Annotated in this window: 20 protein-coding genes; 8 read left to right on the top strand and 12 right to left on the bottom strand. The window is 52.4% G+C overall.

Annotation, left to right across the window (positions count from 1 at the left end; all coding sequences use genetic code 11):
* Nucleotides 1-1,386 precede the first annotated feature (1,386 nt).
* The 5 genes from NF78_RS30840 (at nucleotide 1,387) to NF78_RS04505 (ending at nucleotide 7,502) form a co-directional block, all read left to right on the top strand.
* Nucleotides 1,387-3,252 carry a hypothetical protein gene (locus NF78_RS30840; RefSeq protein WP_156119646.1) on the top strand — a complete coding sequence of 622 codons (1,866 nt, stop codon included), beginning with the start codon at nucleotides 1,387-1,389 and terminating at the stop codon, nucleotides 3,250-3,252.
* A gap of 667 nt (nucleotides 3,253-3,919) precedes the next feature.
* On the top strand, nucleotides 3,920-5,125 hold the full coding sequence (locus tag NF78_RS04495; RefSeq protein WP_035985063.1) for a 4-hydroxy-3-methylbut-2-enyl diphosphate reductase: 1,206 nt from the start codon (nucleotides 3,920-3,922) through the stop codon (nucleotides 5,123-5,125).
* Between the two features lie 23 nt (nucleotides 5,126-5,148).
* Nucleotides 5,149-5,295 carry a hypothetical protein gene (locus NF78_RS30850; RefSeq protein ID WP_156119648.1) on the top strand — a complete coding sequence of 49 codons (147 nt, stop codon included), beginning with the start codon at nucleotides 5,149-5,151 and terminating at the stop codon, nucleotides 5,293-5,295.
* Nucleotides 5,296-5,496: 201 nt separating this feature from the next.
* Nucleotides 5,497-6,105: a hypothetical protein gene (locus tag NF78_RS04500; RefSeq protein ID WP_035985064.1), complete on the top strand. Its 609-nt coding sequence runs from the start codon at nucleotides 5,497-5,499 to the stop codon at nucleotides 6,103-6,105.
* Nucleotides 6,106-6,191: 86 nt separating this feature from the next.
* On the top strand, nucleotides 6,192-7,502 hold the full coding sequence (locus tag NF78_RS04505; protein ID WP_035985065.1) for an ATP-dependent DNA helicase: 1,311 nt from the start codon (nucleotides 6,192-6,194) through the stop codon (nucleotides 7,500-7,502).
* 29 nt (nucleotides 7,503-7,531) lie between these two features.
* Here the strand turns inward: NF78_RS04505 and NF78_RS04510 are convergent, their stop codons facing one another.
* Together NF78_RS04510 and nblR are read right to left on the bottom strand one after the other, a co-directional pair.
* On the bottom strand, nucleotides 7,532-8,119 hold the full coding sequence (locus NF78_RS04510) for a DUF192 domain-containing protein (RefSeq protein WP_225885227.1): 588 nt from the start codon (nucleotides 8,117-8,119) through the stop codon (nucleotides 7,532-7,534).
* A 158-nt stretch (nucleotides 8,120-8,277) separates the two neighbouring features.
* Nucleotides 8,278-8,973 (bottom strand): response regulator transcription factor NblR, encoded by a 696-nt coding sequence (nblR, locus tag NF78_RS04515; RefSeq protein ID WP_035985066.1) that lies wholly within the window; start codon nucleotides 8,971-8,973, stop codon nucleotides 8,278-8,280.
* Nucleotides 8,974-9,316: 343 nt separating this feature from the next.
* On the opposite strand from nblR, the gene ctpC reads away from it, so the two are divergent.
* The gene (ctpC, locus tag NF78_RS04520) at nucleotides 9,317-10,615 is read left to right on the top strand and encodes a carboxyl-terminal processing protease CtpC (RefSeq protein WP_035985067.1); all 1,299 of its coding nucleotides are present in this window, start codon (nucleotides 9,317-9,319) and stop codon (nucleotides 10,613-10,615) included.
* Between the two features lie 51 nt (nucleotides 10,616-10,666).
* On the opposite strand, the gene NF78_RS04525 is transcribed toward ctpC, so the two are convergent.
* The gene (locus NF78_RS04525) at nucleotides 10,667-10,903 is read right to left on the bottom strand and encodes a lipopolysaccharide assembly protein LapA domain-containing protein (protein WP_035985068.1); all 237 of its coding nucleotides are present in this window, start codon (nucleotides 10,901-10,903) and stop codon (nucleotides 10,667-10,669) included.
* Between the two features lie 106 nt (nucleotides 10,904-11,009).
* On the opposite strand from NF78_RS04525, the gene rplI reads away from it, so the two are divergent.
* A complete protein-coding gene (rplI, locus tag NF78_RS04530) occupies nucleotides 11,010-11,468 on the top strand; it encodes a 50S ribosomal protein L9 (protein WP_035985069.1) in 459 nt (152 codons plus the stop codon).
* A gap of 26 nt (nucleotides 11,469-11,494) precedes the next feature.
* Here the strand turns inward: rplI and NF78_RS04535 are convergent, their stop codons facing one another.
* The 9 genes from NF78_RS04535 to NF78_RS30860 all read right to left on the bottom strand — a co-directional run bounded on the left by NF78_RS04535 (nucleotide 11,495) and on the right by NF78_RS30860 (nucleotide 19,064).
* Nucleotides 11,495-11,746: a hypothetical protein gene (locus NF78_RS04535; RefSeq protein ID WP_052049786.1), complete on the bottom strand. Its 252-nt coding sequence runs from the start codon at nucleotides 11,744-11,746 to the stop codon at nucleotides 11,495-11,497.
* A gap of 240 nt (nucleotides 11,747-11,986) precedes the next feature.
* Complete coding sequence (locus NF78_RS30855; protein ID WP_156119649.1) at nucleotides 11,987-12,856, bottom strand: hypothetical protein; 870 nt, start codon at nucleotides 12,854-12,856, stop codon at nucleotides 11,987-11,989.
* A 184-nt stretch (nucleotides 12,857-13,040) separates the two neighbouring features.
* Complete coding sequence (locus NF78_RS29015) at nucleotides 13,041-15,053, bottom strand: pentapeptide repeat-containing protein (protein WP_072015967.1); 2,013 nt, start codon at nucleotides 15,051-15,053, stop codon at nucleotides 13,041-13,043.
* A 287-nt stretch (nucleotides 15,054-15,340) separates the two neighbouring features.
* A complete protein-coding gene (locus tag NF78_RS29020; protein ID WP_072015968.1) occupies nucleotides 15,341-15,682 on the bottom strand; it encodes a DUF5615 family PIN-like protein in 342 nt (113 codons plus the stop codon).
* Nucleotides 15,679-15,903 (bottom strand): DUF433 domain-containing protein, encoded by a 225-nt coding sequence (locus NF78_RS29025; protein WP_072016120.1) that lies wholly within the window; start codon nucleotides 15,901-15,903, stop codon nucleotides 15,679-15,681. Before NF78_RS29025 ends, NF78_RS29020 begins: the two co-directional genes overlap by 4 nt.
* A 27-nt stretch (nucleotides 15,904-15,930) precedes the next feature.
* Nucleotides 15,931-17,052 carry a helicase HerA domain-containing protein gene (locus NF78_RS29030; RefSeq protein WP_197064762.1) on the bottom strand — a complete coding sequence of 374 codons (1,122 nt, stop codon included), beginning with the start codon at nucleotides 17,050-17,052 and terminating at the stop codon, nucleotides 15,931-15,933.
* A 447-nt stretch (nucleotides 17,053-17,499) separates the two neighbouring features.
* On the bottom strand, nucleotides 17,500-17,745 hold the full coding sequence (locus NF78_RS04550; protein WP_035985070.1) for a CopG family transcriptional regulator: 246 nt from the start codon (nucleotides 17,743-17,745) through the stop codon (nucleotides 17,500-17,502).
* Nucleotides 17,742-18,170: a putative toxin-antitoxin system toxin component, PIN family gene (locus NF78_RS04555; protein ID WP_072015970.1), complete on the bottom strand. Its 429-nt coding sequence runs from the start codon at nucleotides 18,168-18,170 to the stop codon at nucleotides 17,742-17,744. Before NF78_RS04555 ends, NF78_RS04550 begins: the two co-directional genes overlap by 4 nt.
* Before the next feature lie 564 nt (nucleotides 18,171-18,734).
* The gene (locus tag NF78_RS30860) at nucleotides 18,735-19,064 is read right to left on the bottom strand and encodes a hypothetical protein (protein WP_035985071.1); all 330 of its coding nucleotides are present in this window, start codon (nucleotides 19,062-19,064) and stop codon (nucleotides 18,735-18,737) included.
* Between the two features lie 50 nt (nucleotides 19,065-19,114).
* Between NF78_RS30860 and NF78_RS04565 the strand changes: the two genes are divergently transcribed.
* The gene (locus NF78_RS04565; protein WP_081972506.1) at nucleotides 19,115-19,951 is read left to right on the top strand and encodes an NAD-dependent epimerase/dehydratase family protein; all 837 of its coding nucleotides are present in this window, start codon (nucleotides 19,115-19,117) and stop codon (nucleotides 19,949-19,951) included.
* Nucleotides 19,952-20,016: the final 65 nt, after the last annotated feature.

Here is a 20,016-nt window from a genome sequence, read left to right on the forward strand (position 1 = left end):
AGTCAGAGTCTATTTGCTGCGCTGGTGAGGAAGCATCTGCTAAAGCCAAATTAGCAAGCCGTACGGAGGGTCGGGGCGAAAAATCTCCTAGGCAATAGTCCCTGATTCCCTGTCCGGGCGCTGTTCTGAGCAAGCGCTGAAATCATTGATTTCTCGTTGCATAAATCACTGTGCGAAAGATTTAAAGTCCGCATTTCATCGTTGGTTATCAATAGCTGTCCGGAGTGTTGTTACCCTATGCTGACAAAAATTGTTTGCCAACAAAAGACATCACAGCTGCAGGAGCATAATCAACCGCTGAGCCACTTACTACTGGCTTTAGAGACAGGACTGTGGCTAGCGGCACTCTCCAGTTCAGCTTGGGCTCAGAGTCAAACTACCGAAGACGGTGCAGAATCTTTAGCTGATGCGCTCCCCGACCAGTCTCTGCCCCACGCCTCCGAACTCAACCCTAGCCCTGAAAGTTCTACAGATCCGGTGCCGGAGTCCTCTAGCGAACCAGCCTTTGCAACAGAGCTAGCTCGCAAACCCTCAATCTCACAAACTCTGCCCGCAGATCCGGTGCCAGCCGCAGCAATACCGACTGCACCACAGAACCTAGAGGCGTCGCCTGACATCCCCACTCCAGCCCCAGCCCTAAATCAAACAGAATCAGCAGCAGACCGTATAACTTCAGCTACCTCAACAAGGTCACCTGTCCCTCAATCTCCAGATCCAAGCTTTGAGGCTTTACCTCCGCCCCAGGAGGAGCGATCGCAGCAGTCCTCCTCGCCAGTTGCCGCCCCTGAACCCTTGCATCCAGTTGAGGCTCAATCCACTAGGGACAGAAGCGTACTGCCCGATGGAGACGGTTTGCCCCTACCTCTAGACAAAGTCCCAGTCGTTTCGCAGGATGCTGAAACAACACCTCAGGCCCAATTCACGTCCCCGGATTTACCAGTTCCAGCGCCCCCTGGGACAAAAAACAATGAGAATTTCAGCACAACTGCCCGCGACCTTTTGCCAGTTTCGTCGCCCTCGGCACCGAGCGCTGTGGCGAGACCCACATTTACCCCTAGCGCCTCTGCATCCCAAGAGCTACCTTCATCATCAGCAACAGCTACCAGTAACAGGTTCCAACTCGAGGGTTCCAATCAGGATGAGGGAACATTCCCTGATCTTAATCAACCCACAGCAGGGGTGCCCGGGCAAGCTTTCCCAACACCGAGCACTGTGTCAAGACCGGTGTTTTCTGTCAGCTCGACTGAACCTCAGAAACCGCCCTCAGCGGAATCAGTGGATGAGGACCACGAACCTCTTCTAAATTTCTCTGGACAGGATGAAGGAGAATTACCTAACGCTAATGCCCCTACCACTGTGTATATTCCACCTGGCGTTCTATCACCAGTGGTTACCACAATTCCCTTTGACCAGACTGCTCTAGACTATGGAACTCAGGCTCAAATCAGTACAGGAGTAAGTTTTGGCAACGAGCGTAGTACCAACCTAAACTATAACGGCCTAGTCAATCTAAATCAAACTGTTGAGAGCAGTTCTGGTCCAGACAATAGAACAACCCTTACCCAACGTCAACAGGTCTTGTACATCCGTAACTTACCGCAAGAAAGACGACTGACAATAAGTATTGGGGAACCCTTGACTCTCCTCAGCCAGGATGTTCAGTTTAGTCTTACAGGTTCCTGCCTTGACCCAAAAGTTGGCGATATTTGTACCTATACTCCTGGCCTTGTAACAGACGAATCCAGTATTGAGCCCTCAACTCGACTTCCTACTCGGTTTGAGCAAACCTCTAACTTTGGTGATGTTGTTCTGCCTGAAACTTTAGCGGCTATTCAGGCCCCTGGTTTTCAGCGAGGCACTGACGTACAGCAGATTGGGGTTGACTTACGCATACCTAATATTGGCGTCTTACCCAATTTCGATGCTGCTAACAGCATCGAAATTCAACGGGAGGAAATCTTTTCTACCATACCTGCGTTAGGTTACACCACAGTTAACCAAACCGTCCAAGCCAATGCAAGAGAAGCTGCATTGGCTCGAACCATCCGAGGCCCAGTAGTGATCTTAGACCCAGATCAACCGATACTAAATATCGCACTGGCGGCCTTAGCCTTAGTCTTGCCAGAGAGGCAGGTGGTAGTTTCGGCCACTGAAGAACCTGCAAACCCAGCCGTTAACCTCAGATTATTTACTGCTGCTAATAACACCCGATTGCCGTTAGCCAGCCTCACGCTTTATCACGCTGGGGCAGGTCATGCCACGACACCGAGCAACTCTGCGGAAGCCCCCCAGGATGAAGCCCGAGCGCACTTTAACTCTATATGGCTAGGCCTATCTCCAGTAACAGAAAGAGACCTTAGACAAACCATAGGACTCCGGCCTTTGGGGGAGAGGGAAGTCATGTTAGCGGCAGGCGGAGAGGGCGGAGGCAGAGAGGCCGCTACGCTTACGTCAATTGTGAATAGCCAGGTCTTTGATATCAATGTAATTGACAATGTCTACACCCAAAATTACATCACCCTATACCGGCAGGAGGCACTTAATCAAGTTAGCGTGGAGCAAACCGAACGCATTCGCTACTATCCCCATCTCAGCTTTAGTGGCAACAATACTGGCACCTATAATAGTTTTCGGTACTACGCTGGCACCATCATGGGGCCTTCCATTCAGACCTACGGGGGGCTTGACTATCAGGGGTATACTGATGGTGGTTTTTTCTATCGCACTGGAGCGATAGGGGTAATTAATCCCAACTATGATCGCTATAGCAATCTGTGGGGAGAAGTCAACCAAAAACTTGCTTTATCTAGTGAAAATAGCTTGACAGTAGGAACCGGCTTTAACTGGGCCATCGATCAAGACACCACAATAGGCGATATTGAACAGCGTGGCGCTGGTAGCAGCAACGTTTTTGCCCGGGCTCGCTGGACAAGTGGTTCAGTGTCCTTAGGGGCAGCTCAGACCTTTGGCAATCTTCTGCCAAATTCCCAACCTACTCGCACAGTGTTAGACACTTCAATCCGAATAGGGGATAACGTCGCCCTTACTGGATTTTGGGCACCTTTCAGCAATAACACCAGCGAACCCGTATTGGGCGTGCTAGCCGATGTTACCTTTAGGCTAGGTCGCATTAATCCTAATCTACAATTTTCGTGGGCAAATCAGCAGTTTAACTATGGCACTGACCCTTCCGGCAATCCATTGACTACAACCAGCAATACGTTTAATTTGTCGTTTCGAATGCGTTGGTAGGTCAGAGATACGGGTTGGCTGACGCAGGAATGGGCACCTCGAAAAATAGCCAAGGCAATCTCAGCATTGGATCATTGGGTTGATGGTTTGAGGCAGGTGAGGAAATGGCTATCCCCATTGAATGGGGAAACAAATACCTCTTCCTGTCTAGAGAGGAAAACCTTTTAGCTGATCCGGTGGTCAGGCCATACAAACTCTTTGACTTTTCGGAGTCGGTTACTGCTCTCCCACTCAGATGAAGTGTGGCGGGTTGTGCGCGATCGCCTGGTCAGACCATGGGCTTTGGCCCCGTAGATACAACCTGTACTGATGGTGTGTGTTGGTCAAATCTTTCGTTGCCCAATTCGCCGTTTCACGGGCGTTCTCAACCCGAAGGATGGGAACAAGTTCTTCAGGCATAGGAAATATCCTCGATCAACTACCTGATTTTGAAACGGTTGGCCAATGGTCTATTGGCGAGGGCAGCATTGGCTTCCTTGTTCCACTTCAAAATTTGGGAAAGAAATGGATGAAGTATTTTGGTTCATCAAGAACGACTCACCACTACTGGGCGTCAGGCATTGGACGGGCAGGGTAGGGGGCATTGAAATTTGCAAGGCGATCGCGCGTCAATCCCCTACCCACAACCCGCTATCCTATAATCATGCCGCAACTCGCTGAGGATTCGATGGACACTAAGGCTTTTAAGCGATCTCTCAACCACTCCGACAAGTACTTTCGCCAGGGGTTTGGCCACGGAGACGCGGTGGCCGGGCAGATGCAGACCGAGTACAACAGCGGCCTAATTCAAGAAATTCGCGATCGCAGCTACACCCTCACCCGGGGCAACGTCACCATCAAGCTGGCCCAGTCCTTCGGCTTTTGCTGGGGGGTGGAGCGGGCCGTGGCCATGGCCTACGAAACCCGCCAGCACTTCCCCACCGAGCGCATCTGGATCACCAACGAAATCATCCACAACCCCAGCGTCAACCAGCGCCTCAAGGAGATGGCGGTGGAGTTCATCGAAGTGATCGATGGCGAAAAGAATTTCTCCGTGGTGGGTCAGGGGGATGTGGTGATTTTGCCCGCCTTTGGGGCCAGCGTGCAGGAAATGCAGCTGCTCAACGACAAGGGCTGCACCATTGTCGATACCACCTGCCCCTGGGTGTCCAAGGTGTGGAACACCGTGGAAAAGCACAAAAAACGGGATCACACCTCAATCATCCACGGCAAGTACAACCATGAGGAAACCGTGGCCACCAGCTCCTTTGCGGGCAAGTACCTGGTGGTGCTGAACCTGGAGCAGGCCCAGTACGTGGCCGACTACATTCTCACTGGCGGCGGCAAGGCCGAGTTTATGGCCAAGTTTGGCAAAGCCTGCTCCGCTGGGTTTGACCCCGATCGCGACCTGGACCACATCGGCATCGCCAACCAGACCACCATGCTCAAGGGCGAAACCGAGCAGATCGGCAAACTCTTTGAGCACACCATGCTGAAAAAGTACGGTCCCCAGGCCCTCAACGACCACTTCCTCAGCTTCAACACCATCTGCGACGCCACCCAGGAGCGCCAGGACGCCATGTTTGAGCTGGTGGACGAAAAACTCGATCTGATGGTGGTGATCGGCGGCTACAACTCGTCCAATACCACCCACCTGCAGGAAATTGCGATCGAGCGCCAGATTCCCTCTTACCACATCGACGGGGCCACCCGCATCGGCCCCGGCAACCGCATCGAGCACAAGCCGCTCCACGGCGACCTGACGGTGACTGAAAACTGGCTGCCCGATGGCCCCATTACCGTGGGCGTCACCTCCGGCGCATCCACCCCCGATCGCTCCGTCGAAGACACCATTGAGCGCATCTTTGCGATCAAGGCGGCGGCGGTGGTTTAGCCCCGTCTAGGGCTGGCTCTGAGATGGAATGCAATGATGCAATGGGCAAAGCCCGACCCATTGGAGTCGCCCAGGCCCATTACTATGTAATGCAGGTTGCCCAGGGGCAGGTGGATAAGGTCATTCTGGCCGACATTCTGGCGGAGGCTTCAGGGGCTGTCATCAATTAGCCTCTTGCCCTGCAGTCAACCGTTGCAGCCCCTAGCCTGTCTGTTGGGTCGGGCGTGGCAAGGCTTGATAATGCGGCTGGCTCTGGCGCTTCGGTAAGCTTCGTTACGGCTGGGGCCGGGGCAATTTTTAAGGGTGGTAGGATAGCCGGGTCGTTCCAAGCATGGTCAAACTCTTAGCAAGCCTTAGTTTTAGGAGTCTCTATGCGATCTCGAACTCTGCGATCCCTGTCCTTGGGCACCGTGGCGGTGCTGGCGGCCAGTACTGGGGCGATCGCCCCAGTACTGGCCCAGGACACTCGCCCCCTGACCGAAAACCCGGCCCTGATTCGCGGCTGTCGTCAGCTCAACCAGACCGCTGAGGTGTTCGACAACTCCACCCTCGGCCCGGTTGCCAACCGCATTGGCACGCTGGCAGCGGGTACGCAAGTCACCCTGACCGGGGCCGTCACCACCGGGCGGGCGCAGGTCTTTTTGGGCGGCGGCACCCTTTCTCCCATCCAGCCCGTGGGCTGGCTCAACGCTGCCAATCTCGGCCCCTGCGGCACCACCCCCCCACCGCCCACCGGGGCCTGCTTCAGGGCGAATACAGCCCTGGTGGTCAGATCTGGTCCGTCCACGGGGTCTGCCACGATAGCGGGCTACAACCAGAATGATCTGGTCAGGGCCAGCACCAACCCACCCACACAGCAGACCGCCGCCGACGGCCGCCGATGGATGCAGGTAAGCATCTTCAACGCCGGCACGGGTTGGATTGCCCGCACCGGTGCCAATGGAGTGGGCAGCAACGTGACGCCGACTAACTGCCCCTAAAGGCCCAACCCCAGGCTGCGTCGCTTTACGGACGGCTGAGGGCAGGGAATCAGGCTACTCTGGGATAGAACACCTGTTCCGCATCTATGGCCCTACCTCAGCCGACATCCACAGCCTCGGGCACCGGCCTGGCTCTGACCGCCGAACAGCAGGCGGCCCTGGCGGCCCTCGATGCCTTTGTGCAGGGTACCGAGAAGCTGTACCTGCTGACGGGCTACGCGGGTACGGGCAAAACGACGCTGCTGCAGGTGTTTGTGAATGGGCTGCGCGATCGCGGCGACGATCGCCCCATCGTGCTCAGCGCCTTTAGCAACAAAGCCACCAAGGTACTGGCGGCGATGGCGGCCCAGTGGCGGCTCGACATTGACGCTATGACCTGCTGCAAGCTGCTCGGCCTGCGCCCCGTAATCGACGAAGAGAGCGGCAAACAGGTGTTTGCCATCGATCGCCAGCAGGCCAGCCAGATCGATCGCTACCGCCTGGTGATTGTCGATGAGTGCTCAATGATCAATCAGGAGCTGTGGGAGCTGCTGGTCAACGCGGTGTCGAACCTGTATCGGGGCACCCAGATCCTGTTTGTGGGCGACCCGGCCCAGCTGCCCCCGGTGAACGAGCCCGAGTCGGCCTGCTTCCGCCAGATCATCCATAAATCTGAGCTGACCGAGGTGGTGCGCTACGGCGGCGCGATCGGCGTCATCGCCGAAGACCTGCGGCGGAATCTAGAGCGCGATCGCCTGCCCCACTTCACCAATGACACCAACGCCGACAACACCGAGGGCTGCTTTGTGCTGCCCCGCCGCGCCTGGCACGACCTGCTCATTCGCGCCTTCACCAGCCCCGCCTACCAGCGCAACCCCGACCAGGTGCGAGCCCTGGCCTACACCAACCGCCGCGTCACCCAGCTTAACCAGCTCATTCGCAAAGCCATTTACGGCTCCAATGCCCTACGGTTTGTGCCCGGTGAGCGACTGATCGCCGTCAACCCCTGCCTTGAAGAAGAGACCCTTGTGCTGCCCACCTCCGGCGAATGCGAGGTGCTGCACATCGCCCGGGGGCGCGAGGGCGAGTGGCCCCTGTGGATTCTGGAGGTGGAAACCGAGGCGGGAGATTTCAAAACCCTGCGGGTGCTGCACGAGTCGGGTCAAGCCGAGTTCAAAGCCAGGCTCGACTTTTTGGCTAAAGAAAAGCGCTGGATGGAATTTTGGGACCTGCAGCAGCGCTTCCACATGATGGACTACGCCTACAGCCTCACCATCCACAAAAGCCAGGGGTCCACCTTTCAGGATGTGTTTGTGGATGTGCCCTCAATGTCGGCCAACCGCAACGTGATCGAGCGCAACCAGCTCTGCTACGTGGCCTTTACCCGCGCCGCCAAGCGCCTGTTTCTGTACCAGTAGGTTTGGTACCAGTAACGGGGTCTGAGTTCCTACTCACTCAGCTCTCGAATCACCACCTCATCTCCCTCCGCCAGCCCCAGTTCGGCAGCCCGCCCGCCCCGCAGCTCAATCACATGATCCACCAGCTGATTGCCGGGGCCATAGGTGGGGCAGGGGTCGGCGGTGCAGGGGGGAGCCTCCGCCAGCCCCACAATCTGCCCCTGGTAGATAAACACCATATCCAGCGGCACCGGCACATTTTTCATCCAGAAGCTAACCGGGCGGGGGCGCGCCATCGGAAACAGCATGCCGCGATCGTCCGGCAGCGCGTCGCGGAACATTAGCCCCAGGGCTTGCTGCTGGGGGGTGGCCGCCACTTCCAAAAAAATCTCTTCGCCCCCCAGGGTGGTCACGGCGGTCACGGCCAGCTGCTGACTGCGGGGATCCGCCATGGGAGCTTCGGTAGGAACGGGGGCCGAGGGGGCATTGTCGGCAGGGGCGGAGGGTGTCGTTGGGGAAGGCGCGGGGGCACAGCCAGCCCCCAGCACCAGGGCGCTCAGCACCAGGCTCCACACCACCCCAGAGCGAAAGCGGGCAGACCGCCCTGGGGACACCAAACCAGCAACACAATAGGCCATAGCAACCAGAACCAAAAAGAACCGGGTAACCGACGGGGACACCCAACCAGGGCGATATTATTCTAGTCGCTCACCCAATCGATGTCGGCCCACCCCCGTCCACCCACTCACCCGTCTACCCACCCATCTACTCACCCACTCACCTACCCACCCACTCCCTAACTCTCCCGCAGCACGTACCCCACCCCCCGCACGGTCTGAATCAGCCGCTTGTCGTCTTCGCCGTCGATCTTGAGCCGCAGGTAGCGCACGTACACCTCAATCACGTTCGACTCGCCGACAAAGTCGTAGCCCCACACATTTTCAAGAATTTGCTCGCGGGGCAGCACCTCGCGGGGGTGCTCCATCAGGTACTTGAGCAGCTCAAACTCCTTCATGGTCAGCTCGATCAGGCGATCGCCCCGCAGGGCATGGCGGTTTTCGATATCGAGGGTCAGGTCGCCAAAGCGGAGATTTTCAGTTTCGCCGGGGCTGGCTTGCAGGTAGAGCTGCACCATTTTTAAGAACGCCTCGGCCCGGTAGGGCTTGAGAAAGTAGTCGTCGGCCCCGCACTCCAGGCAGGCGACCCGGTCCTCGAGGCTCTCCTTGGCCATCAACAGCACAATGGGAGCTTTGATGCCCTGGCTGCGCAGAGTCTGGCACAGGGCCAGCCCCGACTCACCGCCCAACAGGCGATCGACCACAATCAGGGCCGGGGGGCTTTCGGTGGCCATGGCCATGCCTACCTTGGCACTACTGGCCACCACCGGATGGTAGCCAGCCTCCCGCAGGTCAAACTCCATCTGGCGAGTCTGGCCTTCGTTAGTGCCGATCAATAAAATGTGCGTACCTCTGTCGGTAGTGCTTGTGCCCATGGCGGTGTCTCAGCGTCCTAAAGCGATTCGTGCAGCGGTTCGCAGAGGTTGAGGTCTGCCGAGCAGCTCGACAAAGTAAGGCGATTATAGCGTGGCACCTTCCCCTCAACGGCACTTAAATGGCTTTCACCTGCGCCCCGGTGCGCTCCGGATGTACCGACAGAGGTTAACCATTGTATGCCTGGCCACAGTTTTGCGAACACCTGTTGTCGCCTGGGACAGAGGTGCTGAGTGTCTATTGTTACGGTTATTAACAGAGCTGCGATCCCTCACAAAAACTTCCCTTTGCATCTCAGTTTGTTGTGCTAGATTGAGCGTAATTTGCTGCTAGAACCTATATCACATGACACTTGCAAAGCGCGGACTGATCCTGGGTGCAACCGCCGTCGCTGTGGCTGCGGTAACCGTAACCGGCGCCGGGATTCACCTGTCCCAGAGCAAAGCTTTCTTTGAAGAGAGCCCCAAGGAACTAATTGATCAAGTTTGGCAGCTGATTGACCGAAACTTCGTCGATGCCACCTTTAACCAGGTGGACTGGGATGCGGTGCGCACCGAGTACCTGGGTCGAAACTACAGCAGTCAGGAGGAAGCCCACGGGGCAATCCGCGAGATGCTGGAGAAGCTGGAGGATCCCTACACCCGCTTCATGAATCCAGAAGAGTTCCGCAGCATGCAGATCGACACCTCCGGCGAGCTGACCGGGGTCGGTATTCAAATTTCCCAGGACGACGAAACCAAGGACATCGTGGTCGTCGCCCCGATCGAAGATACCCCGGCTTTTGATGCAGGTATTCGCTCCCAGGACGTGATTTTGGCCATCGACGGCGAGTCGACCGAGGGCATGGAGCTCAATGACGCCGTCAGCCGCATTCGTGGCCCGGTGGGGTCCTCGGTGACACTCACCATTCGCCGGGGCGAGCAGGAGCTAGAGGTGCCGATCACTCGGGCCCGCATTGAGATTCACCCGGTGCGCTACAACGTGCAGACTGGCCCAGAGGGGCCGGTAGGCTACATTCGGCTTACCCAGTTCAGCGCCAATGCCGCCACCGAGATGGCCGACGCCATCAAGAGCCTTGAGGGCCAGGGGGTGACAGGCTACATCCTCGACTTGCGCTCTAACCCCGGCGGCTTGCTGTACTCCAGCATCGACATTGCCCGCATGTGGCTGGACAACGGCGTGATTGTCTCCACCGTCAATCGCCAGGGGGTGGTCGACGAAGAAACCGCCAACAGCCGCTCCCTCACCAACAAGCCTCTGGTGGTGCTGGTGGATGGCGGCTCGGCCAGCGCCAGCGAAATTTTGTCGGGGGCGCTGCGCGACAACGAGCGGGCTGTGCTGGTGGGCACCCGCACCTTTGGTAAAGGGTTGGTGCAGTCGGTGCGCAGCCTGGGCGATGGCTCTGGGGTCGCCATTACCGTGGCCAGGTACCTCACCCCCAACGGCACCGATATCAACAAAAACGGCATCAGCCCCGACATCTCGGTGGAGCTGACGGAAGAGCAGCAGGAACAGCTCTCAACCAACCGTGAATCGATCGGAACCGAGGCCGACCCTCAGTTTGCCCAGGCGCTGCAGGCGTTGAGTACCGAAATTCGCGAGGCCCGCAGCCGAGAAAATGTGACCACCGCACCGGCCAACTGACCGCACCAAAAACCCCTCGCGGAGCTGACGACTCAACGTAAACGGTCTGGGCTACGGCTCAGACCGTTTGCGTCCAGACCGGAGCGGATTGCCCCCCAGCACCAGCAACACCAGGGCAGCGGTCACCATACCCGCCGCCGCACAGAAGGCCAGCAGCACCCCAAAGGGAATGGCAATCGACTGCAGATTGAGCAGCTGAATGGAGACCGGGGTGGCATTTTGGACGGCGATGACGGCGATCGCGACCACCCAAAGGGCGGGCACCAGAGCAAAGACGAGTCTAATCATGGGCAGGGCCTGCCAGAGGCGAGAAACAGCGGGTTGTCGAGGGTAAGGGTTGCCAAGACACGGGGGCGTTGGGTAGTATAGTCAACTGGGCTATACGAGAAGAATCATGGCAAAACGGGTACAGGTAGTTCTGACGGAAGATGTTCGCAAGCTGGGCTATAACGGCGACCTGGTGGAGGTAGCCCCCGGCTACGCACGTAATTATCTTATCCCTAACGGGAAGGCGGTGCGCACCACCCCCGGTGTGCTGAAGCAGGTGGAGCGTCGGCGCGAGGCGCAGAAGCAGCGGCTGCTGGAAATTAAGCAGGAGGCCGAAGCCACCAAGACGGCGCTGTCCACCATTGGTATGTTCACGATTGAGAAGCCCGTGGGCGAAAATGAGGCCATCTTTGGTACGGTCACCGCCGCCGATGTGGCCGACGTGATCAAGTCGCTGTCGGGCAAAGAGGTCGATCGCCGGGATATTTCGGTGCCCGACATCAACAAGCTGGGCGAGTACCAGGCCGAGGTGAAGCTGCACCCCGAAGTCACCGCTACGGTCAACCTGCGGGTAATTGCCGAATAGCCAGCGGACGAGTAACTGTACTAGCGCTATTGGGCAGGCTGTTCCCTGAACGTGGGGGACAGCCTTTTGCTATCTTGTAGGGCTACCCTAGACCCCGGTGCCCAGGCCCGCTCGACATACTGGGGCGGCAATGCTTTGCCCTTCGCAGTAGGAAAGGTCGGGCTGGTGGGGCGATCGCCGTAGCCCGACTCGGTGAGGCCATAGATATTGAGCTGCTCCTGGCAATAGATCCACACCTCTGGCACCGCCAGCAGTTGATACACCTCCAGTTCCGTCAAGGAGGCGAGACGACATCGTCGCGACGGCTGGCTAGCAGGGTCTCGTAGTCGTCCCAGATTTGGCAGTAGAGGGTGATGCTGCTGGGGTGGGAGGATGGTGCGATCGTAGGCAAGATGAAGGCGCTTAGGGTTTTTGATGGGACGTGCCTGTAACTTAACAGCTAACGGTTCCAATCACCGGACACCAATATTCTTTTCAGTTCACTGATCAGTTTACTTTGTTCCGGTGCATTGGAATTGTTATACCGCACTCGTCGGAACAAAGCTAAATAAATCAATTAAATCTTGTGGCAGTAACGACTGAGCCTCTTGTGTACCATTCTCCATGACGACTATGACAGCTAGAGCCGCTAAGTATGTCTGAACCAAATGTGATCCGATTGAACACAATGCCATAAAGTTCACAAGATCTATTTCATGTTCGACAGGTGGCTTTCCATCGACATACCTTACTTTATTTGCATTAGAATCAAGCCATATGGTTTCATGCGCTATTGCATTTCGCAGCTTCGGTTGTGCTAAACGAAAGATTAGATAGAATGCACCATCATCTCCACTCGTGAGATCCTTAAACTGATTTATTTTGTTTGAATATGCGACAGAAAATACAGATATATTAACTAATTTCGAGTTTGCTGTACGCCATAAAATGATCAAATAAGGAAGTAAACCATTAAGAAATTCATTATAGGCTTGAAATTGTTTACAAGCTTGCTGCCAGACCAATAACTTGTTTTCTGATTTTGCAACTTCACGAAATGCTAAGCAAGCATTACTTAAAGAACACCATTTTGGCAATAAACAAGACTCTTGTACGCCAGGATAATCATCAATGAAGCTGTTTATTATGCTAAGAGCAATATCAGAATCAACTCGCTTGGCTTCTCGATATACAATTATGATTAGCTTGAGAAACATTTCTCGGATTTCAGCAAACTCCTGATTCTCTATGGTTTTTTGGCGATAATCATGGATCACCTTTAAGAAAATTGCAATACCTTTAGGCAAAGAGGCGTATTCAGCTTGTGATGCTTTAATCTCATCACCAAATGCACCATCCTCTGCCATGTGTGAAAACTGCTCTAGTAGTTGCTTGCGTGATTGTTTCATTAAAGAATTAACTGAGGTGAGAGTAAGCGTGAAAACGCAAGCCTAGGTTGGAGCAACTTGTTTTTGCCAGGTTAGTCGGTATAACGTTCCTGGTCAGCGGTTGCCGACATCTTTACAACACAACAAGCAATTTTGATCAATCCGCTGCACCAGGGTTGTTATGCGGCGTACTTAGATAGCTAATTTAGGGTAACGGAATACCTGCTGAGCGAATAGCAAGCTTAACAGCCCCTTTAACAACATCGCTTACTGTTGCACTTCCCAATGACTGCCCCCATTTCAGCAACTTATCCTTCATTGTTGGATCTTTTTTAGCCACAGTTGCTATCTCATTAGCCACGTTCTCTTGTGCGACATCGACCGTTACGCCTTGCTTTTGTAGCTGTTCGATTAAGTCCTGAATTTGAGATGCTGCTTGAGCCAAGTCTTGACTCATATTAATGAAGTCGCCCTCAACATAAGTTCCAGAATTGGACTCAATGTAGTTTCCACCACCTGTATTAATAATTCTAGAGTTTTCTTTCTGAGCCATTGTCTTTATTACCTCCAAGGATTCTTTCTGGTTTTCAGCTAGTACCTGGATTATAGGTGGAAACTCTGAACTTTTTTGTCGCTCATGCGCTATTTGCTCACGGTAAAAAGTTAATTGCTCATCCTGAAGGTTAATTCTTTCTTGCATTAATGAAAGTTTCGTATATAACTCCTTGTGTTCTTCCTCAAGAGCTAACTTATTGATTTCAGGTGCAACTTCTAATCGGATAATAAAAGCATCGCCTGATTTCTTTTCAACCGCCTGAATAGATATCTTCTCGCCGTATTTTTTCCTTAATTCTTGAAAAGATTGAAGGAAAGCCTGCCAGTCAATTCCATCAATAAAAATGAGATCAAGTGTCTCTATTGCTTTTTGAAATAAGGCTGTAAATTCCCCGGCAGCAAACTTACCACTTCTAGGACGGCGTTCCTTTTGACCACCCTTCTTATATACGTAGTCGCAAACCACTCCATCTAATTTAGTCTCCTGATTGATGCTCCAATCTTCTAAACATGCGCCAGTAAATCTTGCCTCACTAAAATTAGCTTCTACTGCTTGTACGCGAGTTAAGTTAGCTTGTTCTAAACATGCCTTAGATAAATCTGCTCTTACAAGATTGGCTTCTCCAAGATAGGCTTGACGCAGATCGGCTTCCCTTAAATTAGCTCTAAAAAGCTTTGCCCTAAACAAATATGCTTCTGAAAGACATGCTCTCGAAAGATCTGCTCCTTTAATATCAACCGTTAATAAGTTTCCACTGATATCCCACCCTGAAAGATCTGCGTTGCTAAGTTGAGCAGATCTTAGATTAGCCTCTCTTAGATCTGTTTCGAGTAAGTTTGCTCCATTTAAGTCAGCACTGTGTAAGTTTGTTTTATGTAATTTTGCACCTCTAAAATTTACCCCACTGAGATTAGCTTCACTAAGATTAGATCCGCTTAAATCAACATGACTGAGATCTGATTTGCTAAGGTTTACTCCTCTAAGATCTAGTCCGCATAATTGTTTGACTTTTGCCCCCTCATTAACAATTTTCCAAACAAAAAGCCACTTCTGTTCTAAATAGGTTGACAAGTCAATTTGAGTTTTATGCAAGAATGCTCCACTTAAATCTGAATGCTTTAAGTTGGCCCCACATAAATTAGCGTTTCTGAGATCAGCTTTGTGAAGATTTGAAGCAATAATAATAGCTTCATTGAGGTGAGCATGTTCAAGCTTAGCTGAACTTAAATTACTACAAATTAAATCAACTTTGCTTAAGTTAGCTTGGCTAAGTTCAGCACCTTGAAGATCGGCTCCTCTTAACCTTACCCGACTCAGATCGACATTTGCCAAATTAGAACAACTAAGTATAGCTTCCTCTAAATTTGCGTTGCCAAAAACAGTTGACTGCAAATTAATACCACTTAAACTAGCACGATGTAGATTAGCATTATCAAGAACGGCTTCATCAAGAACCGCTCGGTTGATGTTTGCACCACTTAAGTTAGCTCCACTAAAATTCACGTTTCGAAGATCGCTTTCGGAGAGAAAAGCGCCTTGGAGATTAATCCTACTAAGATTTGCATTGCTAAGATCTGGCTTGACAGACCAATTTTCTTTTCTCCAAAGGTTCCAACTGTCAGTTCCCTTTGAAAGCTGAGATAGATGTTCTTCGTGAGCCAACTTTGCTTACCCCAGAAAATTGTCTTCTTGTTAGTGGATTAAGAAAGTGTACATATAAACTTCAAATGCAAACAGTCTAGGTGTTTTTGAGGCCTCATTAACTCTAAATTATTAGGATCATTGATAGCGATTTTAACAGTATTACCATGTTTACTAGGTTTTGGTGGAACAGCCCAAGCCAAGAACTAGAGCCGCATAACGTTCCCAATCACCCGCCGCAAATATCTTCGAACGCTCACAGACAACCTTTCATCGGTCGGGTGCATTGGGGTTGTTATGCCGCCGTGCTAATCCCCACTAATCTCTACTAATTTTTCACCAGAACGTAGCAACTCTAGTGTTTTTGGTAGAACTGAACTCAATATCTCCCTTAGCTTCGCATTTGAGGTATTGCCGCAAGTCAACCAGATGATTTGTGGTGGTGATCCCCATCGCTCAACTAAATCTACGAAATCACTATCTTTCGTCATGAAAATTACTCCTTGAGCCTTTGCAGCCTCAAAGATTTCAGGGTCTTCTGCATCTCGCAGACCAAGATCCCGTAATGCCAACGCTGTAACCCCAAAAGTATTTGTGATCCAGATTGCTATTGCCGGAGACAGATGTGCATCGATCCAAATAGTTGTCATGCCACCAATATAGGATGGTTCAATTTACGTGCTGCATATGTTAAAGAGGCTCGTATATCATCCATTTCTAAATCTGGCAAGTCTTCTAAAATCTCATCAGCACTTAAGCCTGCTGCGAATAAATCCAGAACATCAGACACTCGAATTCTCATCCCACGAATACAGGGACGACCACCACATTGCTTGGGATTTACTGTAATTCGTTCAAGTAGTTTTGACATTTGAAGAAGCCTCCATAAAATCAGCATCTATCGAAAAGTCCGCTCATTCATTTCCTCAAAAAACAACTCCTCACTTTGAGTTGCCATCCGTAACGCTATGCGGTCTTGTAAAATTCTTGAATTAAAGTTTCTACGAACCTCTTCATCTACACGATTAAGCAAAAATGGTATTTCGTGCCCAGCGTGATTCATCTGACAGTCAGCAGTCATAATGCGAAGCATATTTTCTAGATGGTCTTCATGTACTTCAAAACCAAATACTTTATTTCTAGGCTTGAAAATACCTCTTAAAACGCGAGTTGCAGCGCCGTTCAGAAAGGAAGATAATGTTCCCCTGGAACTCTCGCCCTGATTTCTGTTAGGAGCATTGCTATTTGAAAAGTGATCGTAAAGCGTTTCTATGATAAAGAGTTCTCCTGTTCTTAAGGCACGGGCGAAGGTTGAAAAGACCACATTTGCCTTAATATTTTTCATAACTCCGATGCATTGCTTGCCACTGGCGAATAGGCTTTCATAAAGATCTACACCTTCCTGTGTAGCTACAAGCCACTCATATACCAGCGTTCCATCAAAAAATATGTAAGGTTCCTCAAGCTCCAATCCGTGCCTAACCTCAAAGTATCTAAGATAAGCTGTTGAGGAAATACCAAAGAGAGCTTGTTCTACAAGGTTTGCCGAGACATTAGATTTGCCTGATCCTGTTCCCCCAGAAACCATAATGTGATAGTTAAACTTGAGAGCATCAATGCATAAAGGAACACCTGCTGCATTAAGAAGCTCGCCCACAACATTAGAACTGCCATCTTCGCGATCAAATCTTTGAGGAATTCCAATCACTCTGCTGGTGTCTTCAATATTTAATCTGCTTACAACTGCTCCAGGCAAAGGGCGAAGGCGAGGAGTCAGCAATTGGCGACCATCGTATTGACCGAGGATGCCAATTTCAAAAACCTGAACAGATTCTACAGATTGAACCTCCGGATGCTCTTGCATCAGCCTTAGACCATGTAAAATTGTTGGGTCAAGCCTGCTGCTATTGACAATTGAAATGTTGCGGTTTGGTTCAAGGATTTGACCAATCCATGCCATTTCACCCTGATCAATCCGGACATAATCAAACAGTGCAAACCCTTCCTCTATGCTTGCCATCGCTTGAACGTGGGACAAGTCCCCACCAGTTCCATCATGTAGGATGATCATTCAGCATGCCTCTTGCGTAATCAGCGGTCTTACAGCGGTTCCCGGATGGATGAGGTACAGATTCAAATCTGAGATCCCTATATGGCAAGGATTTCAGGGATTGTGCTGTACCTCACGGGATCAAGAAACGCTGTATATCCAGTTTGCCCATAACTCACTAGGATTGTCAGCCCTTGCCTGTCCGATCGCCCATTTAAATACAAAATATTTCCTTACAAGCCCTGATTATTGGGCTTCTTGGAATGCTGATTGCCCTGCCTGCAGCATCAAAGGACATTGAGCCGAAGCTACCGCCTTACCGATAACTGAAGGCGACATAACGTTCCGCTTTACCCGCCGCAGATAACCTCTCGATCCAAGGGAATAACCTCTTGGCGGTCGGGTGCAAGCGGGTTGTTATGCTGGCGGCAACTGGTCATGCAACTCTGGCTCAACATCAGCAACTTTGGCTAACACAGCCTCATATTTTGCTCGATCACCCCGGCTTGCGCGCTCCTGCAAATACCCTTCAGTCGTTAATGCTGAAATTTTCTCGGCAACTGCCAGGGCGATAAACTGATCAAGCGAAACCCCGTCCTGCGCTGCAAGGCTCTGCAAGCTTTTATATAAGGAGTCGGGTAGCTGGATGCTTAACGTGCTCATGACAGTCCTCCAATAGACTCCAGGAAACTGGCCGGGGTAACGGCGCTAACCCCAAATCGCTCAATGCCTGCAAAATCGCGGATATTGTATGTCACTACGCTATCACACCCCGCCTTAACCGCTAGTTCCAGTACCATGTCATCTTTTGGATCAGGTAAGAAAGGCCGCCAAAGGAAGAAAATCTGGTGATGGGTCGCAACAGCGCAGTGAAAATCTAAGAAATCCTGTACATCTGAGTCATTAATGGCTAGATTTGGCAGTTCCCGCAATAAAACCTCTTCATACTCTAGAACTAGCGGTACAGAAAGATTGATCTTAAACCGCTCGCTGCCAACCAACCCTAATAGACGAAAAGCACTCCCGTTTCTAGAACGTAGCCCAGCAACAACGACATTGGTGTCGATCACAATTTGGGGGATGGACATTGGTGGCAGCACCGAGGCGTTTATTGGTAACCTACCAATGTTACCGCCTACCCAGATCCCTGCCGAGGTGGTTTTTTATACCTAAAGGCATCTTTCTTGGATTGCCCCCGCCACAGAATAGTCGGCATAACGGCTAAGTTGAGCGGCGGCTAGTATCCTTTGTATCCTCGCCAAGATCTCTCGTCCGCCCGCTCCAACGTGTTGTTAGACCACGCCTTCTCGACAAATTCACAACTTTTCTGCCACCCTCAGCCTGTTGCTTTTGCAGATCTGCGAAAAGTGCCTTTAAGTTATGGTTGAATGATCGGGAATACTCTTCGCGAATTCGGTGAATTTCTTCTACGATTGCATCTTGATACATAATCAAACTCCCAGCAGTTCATAGGGTGTACAAAGAATCGGCAATTCATATCCAGAGTCAAGACTAATCTCTGCTAACTTCCTCTGAATTTGAGCATTAGCTATGTGCTTACAGTTCCATGTGAGCAGATAATCCATCTCGTGAATTGTTGCGGCTGCGATGTGAACAGCATCAACATCAGCTTTTGAAGGGAGACTGCTACGTTAGGTCACCAAAGCCGCTGCCACAAATAGCCCCAGCCCCTGGGCGATCGCCAGTTGGCCCCTCCGCACCGGCGCTATGCACTGGCGATAAAAGCGATCGCTCAGTAACGGCAGCAGCAGGGGGTAGGCCAGAATGTTCCAGTAGAACAGCGCCACCGAAACCGTAGCCAGGGCCGTAAAGGCGGCGGTGGAGAGGCCGAAGATCCACAGGGCCAGGGCGGGGTAGCAGGAGTTTCGCGTGAGGTTGGTCTGTCCCCGATTTCCTATCAATCGGCCAATACTCCAGGTCTGGATGGGGCCGAGGGTGAGGCCGCACAGGGCCAGAAACACCAGGGGCTGGAGCAGGCTGAGGCTGAGCCCGCCGCCAGCGGTGCGATCGCATGCTCGCTCTGTTTCGTAACCATCGCTTTCAGTACGTGGTTCACCTGGCGGCCCAGGCCGGGGTGCGCTACTCCCTCGAAAACCCCTTTGCCTACTCCGACAGCAACCTGTCTGGATTTCTGAATGTTTTAGAAGGGTGTCGCCTGATGGGGGTCGATCACCTGGTGTTTGCGTCCTCAAGCTCAGTCTATGGGGCCAATCGCAAAGTGCCCTTTGCCGTGGACGATCGCGTCGACTACCCGGTGTCGCTGTATGCCGCCACCAAAAAAGCCAATGAGCTGATGGCCCACGCCTACAGCAGCCTGTACCAAATTCCCACCACCGGGCTGCGGTTTTTCACCGTGTACGGTCCCTGGGGACGGCCCGACATGGCCTACTTCAAGTTTGTGGAAGCCATTCTGGCCGATCGCCCCATTCAGGTGTTCAATCAGGGGCACATGAGGCGCGACTTCACCTACGTAGACGACGTCGTAGAAGGGGTCGTACGGGTGATGGAGCATATTCCCGTGGCTGGTGCCCAGGGTGACGATGGCAGCCAGGCTCCCTACAAAATCTACAATATTGGCAACCACCAGCCGGTGGAACTGCTGCGCTTTATTGAAATCATTGAGTCGGCCCTGGAAAAGCCAGCAAAAACCGTTCTCTGCCCAATGCAGCCGGGGGATGTGCCCTCTACCTATGCCGATGTCAGCGACTTGATGGCGGAAGTGGGATTTGCGCCCAACACCCCCCTGACCACAGGAATTGAAAAATTTGTTGCCTGGTACAGAGAGTACTACAAAGGGCGGGTCAATCGGGGGTGTGGGTTCACGGCAGTCTTGAACCGCAGCCCCTAAACCGTGATCCGTAAGTTGCGGAACTCGCCATCACTAGTGCTCTGTCAAACCTACGGGAACCCTAA

It is taken from the genome of Leptolyngbya sp. KIOST-1 (assembly GCF_000763385.1).
Classification (GTDB): Bacteria; Cyanobacteriota; Cyanobacteriia; order Phormidesmidales; family Phormidesmidaceae; genus Nodosilinea.

Bases quoted from the DNA above. Each gene is read 5' to 3' on its own strand.
- NF78_RS04495 (WP_035985063.1), top strand. From the start codon at position 3,920: ATGGACACTAAGGCTTTTAAGCGATCTCTCAACCACTCCGACAAGTAC.
- NF78_RS30850 (WP_156119648.1), top strand. From the start codon at position 5,149: ATGGAATGCAATGATGCAATGGGCAAAGCCCGACCCATTGGAGTCGCC.
- NF78_RS04500 (WP_035985064.1), top strand. From the start codon at position 5,497: ATGCGATCTCGAACTCTGCGATCCCTGTCCTTGGGCACCGTGGCGGTG.
- NF78_RS04505 (WP_035985065.1), top strand. From the start codon at position 6,192: ATGGCCCTACCTCAGCCGACATCCACAGCCTCGGGCACCGGCCTGGCT.
- NF78_RS04510 (WP_225885227.1), bottom strand. From the start codon at position 8,119: ATGGCCTATTGTGTTGCTGGTTTGGTGTCCCCAGGGCGGTCTGCCCGC.
- nblR (WP_035985066.1), bottom strand. From the start codon at position 8,973: ATGGGCACAAGCACTACCGACAGAGGTACGCACATTTTATTGATCGGC.
- ctpC (WP_035985067.1), top strand. From the start codon at position 9,317: ATGACACTTGCAAAGCGCGGACTGATCCTGGGTGCAACCGCCGTCGCT.
- NF78_RS04525 (WP_035985068.1), bottom strand. From the start codon at position 10,903: ATGATTAGACTCGTCTTTGCTCTGGTGCCCGCCCTTTGGGTGGTCGCG.
- rplI (WP_035985069.1), top strand. From the start codon at position 11,010: ATGGCAAAACGGGTACAGGTAGTTCTGACGGAAGATGTTCGCAAGCTG.
- NF78_RS30855 (WP_156119649.1), bottom strand. From the start codon at position 12,856: ATGAAACAATCACGCAAGCAACTACTAGAGCAGTTTTCACACATGGCA.
- NF78_RS29020 (WP_072015968.1), bottom strand. From the start codon at position 15,682: ATGACAACTATTTGGATCGATGCACATCTGTCTCCGGCAATAGCAATC.
- NF78_RS29025 (WP_072016120.1), bottom strand. From the start codon at position 15,903: ATGTCAAAACTACTTGAACGAATTACAGTAAATCCCAAGCAATGTGGT.
- NF78_RS29030 (WP_197064762.1), bottom strand. From the start codon at position 17,052: ATGGCAAGCATAGAGGAAGGGTTTGCACTGTTTGATTATGTCCGGATT.
- NF78_RS04550 (WP_035985070.1), bottom strand. From the start codon at position 17,745: ATGAGCACGTTAAGCATCCAGCTACCCGACTCCTTATATAAAAGCTTG.
- NF78_RS04555 (WP_072015970.1), bottom strand. From the start codon at position 18,170: ATGTCCATCCCCCAAATTGTGATCGACACCAATGTCGTTGTTGCTGGG.
- NF78_RS04565 (WP_081972506.1), top strand. From the start codon at position 19,115: ATGCTCGCTCTGTTTCGTAACCATCGCTTTCAGTACGTGGTTCACCTG.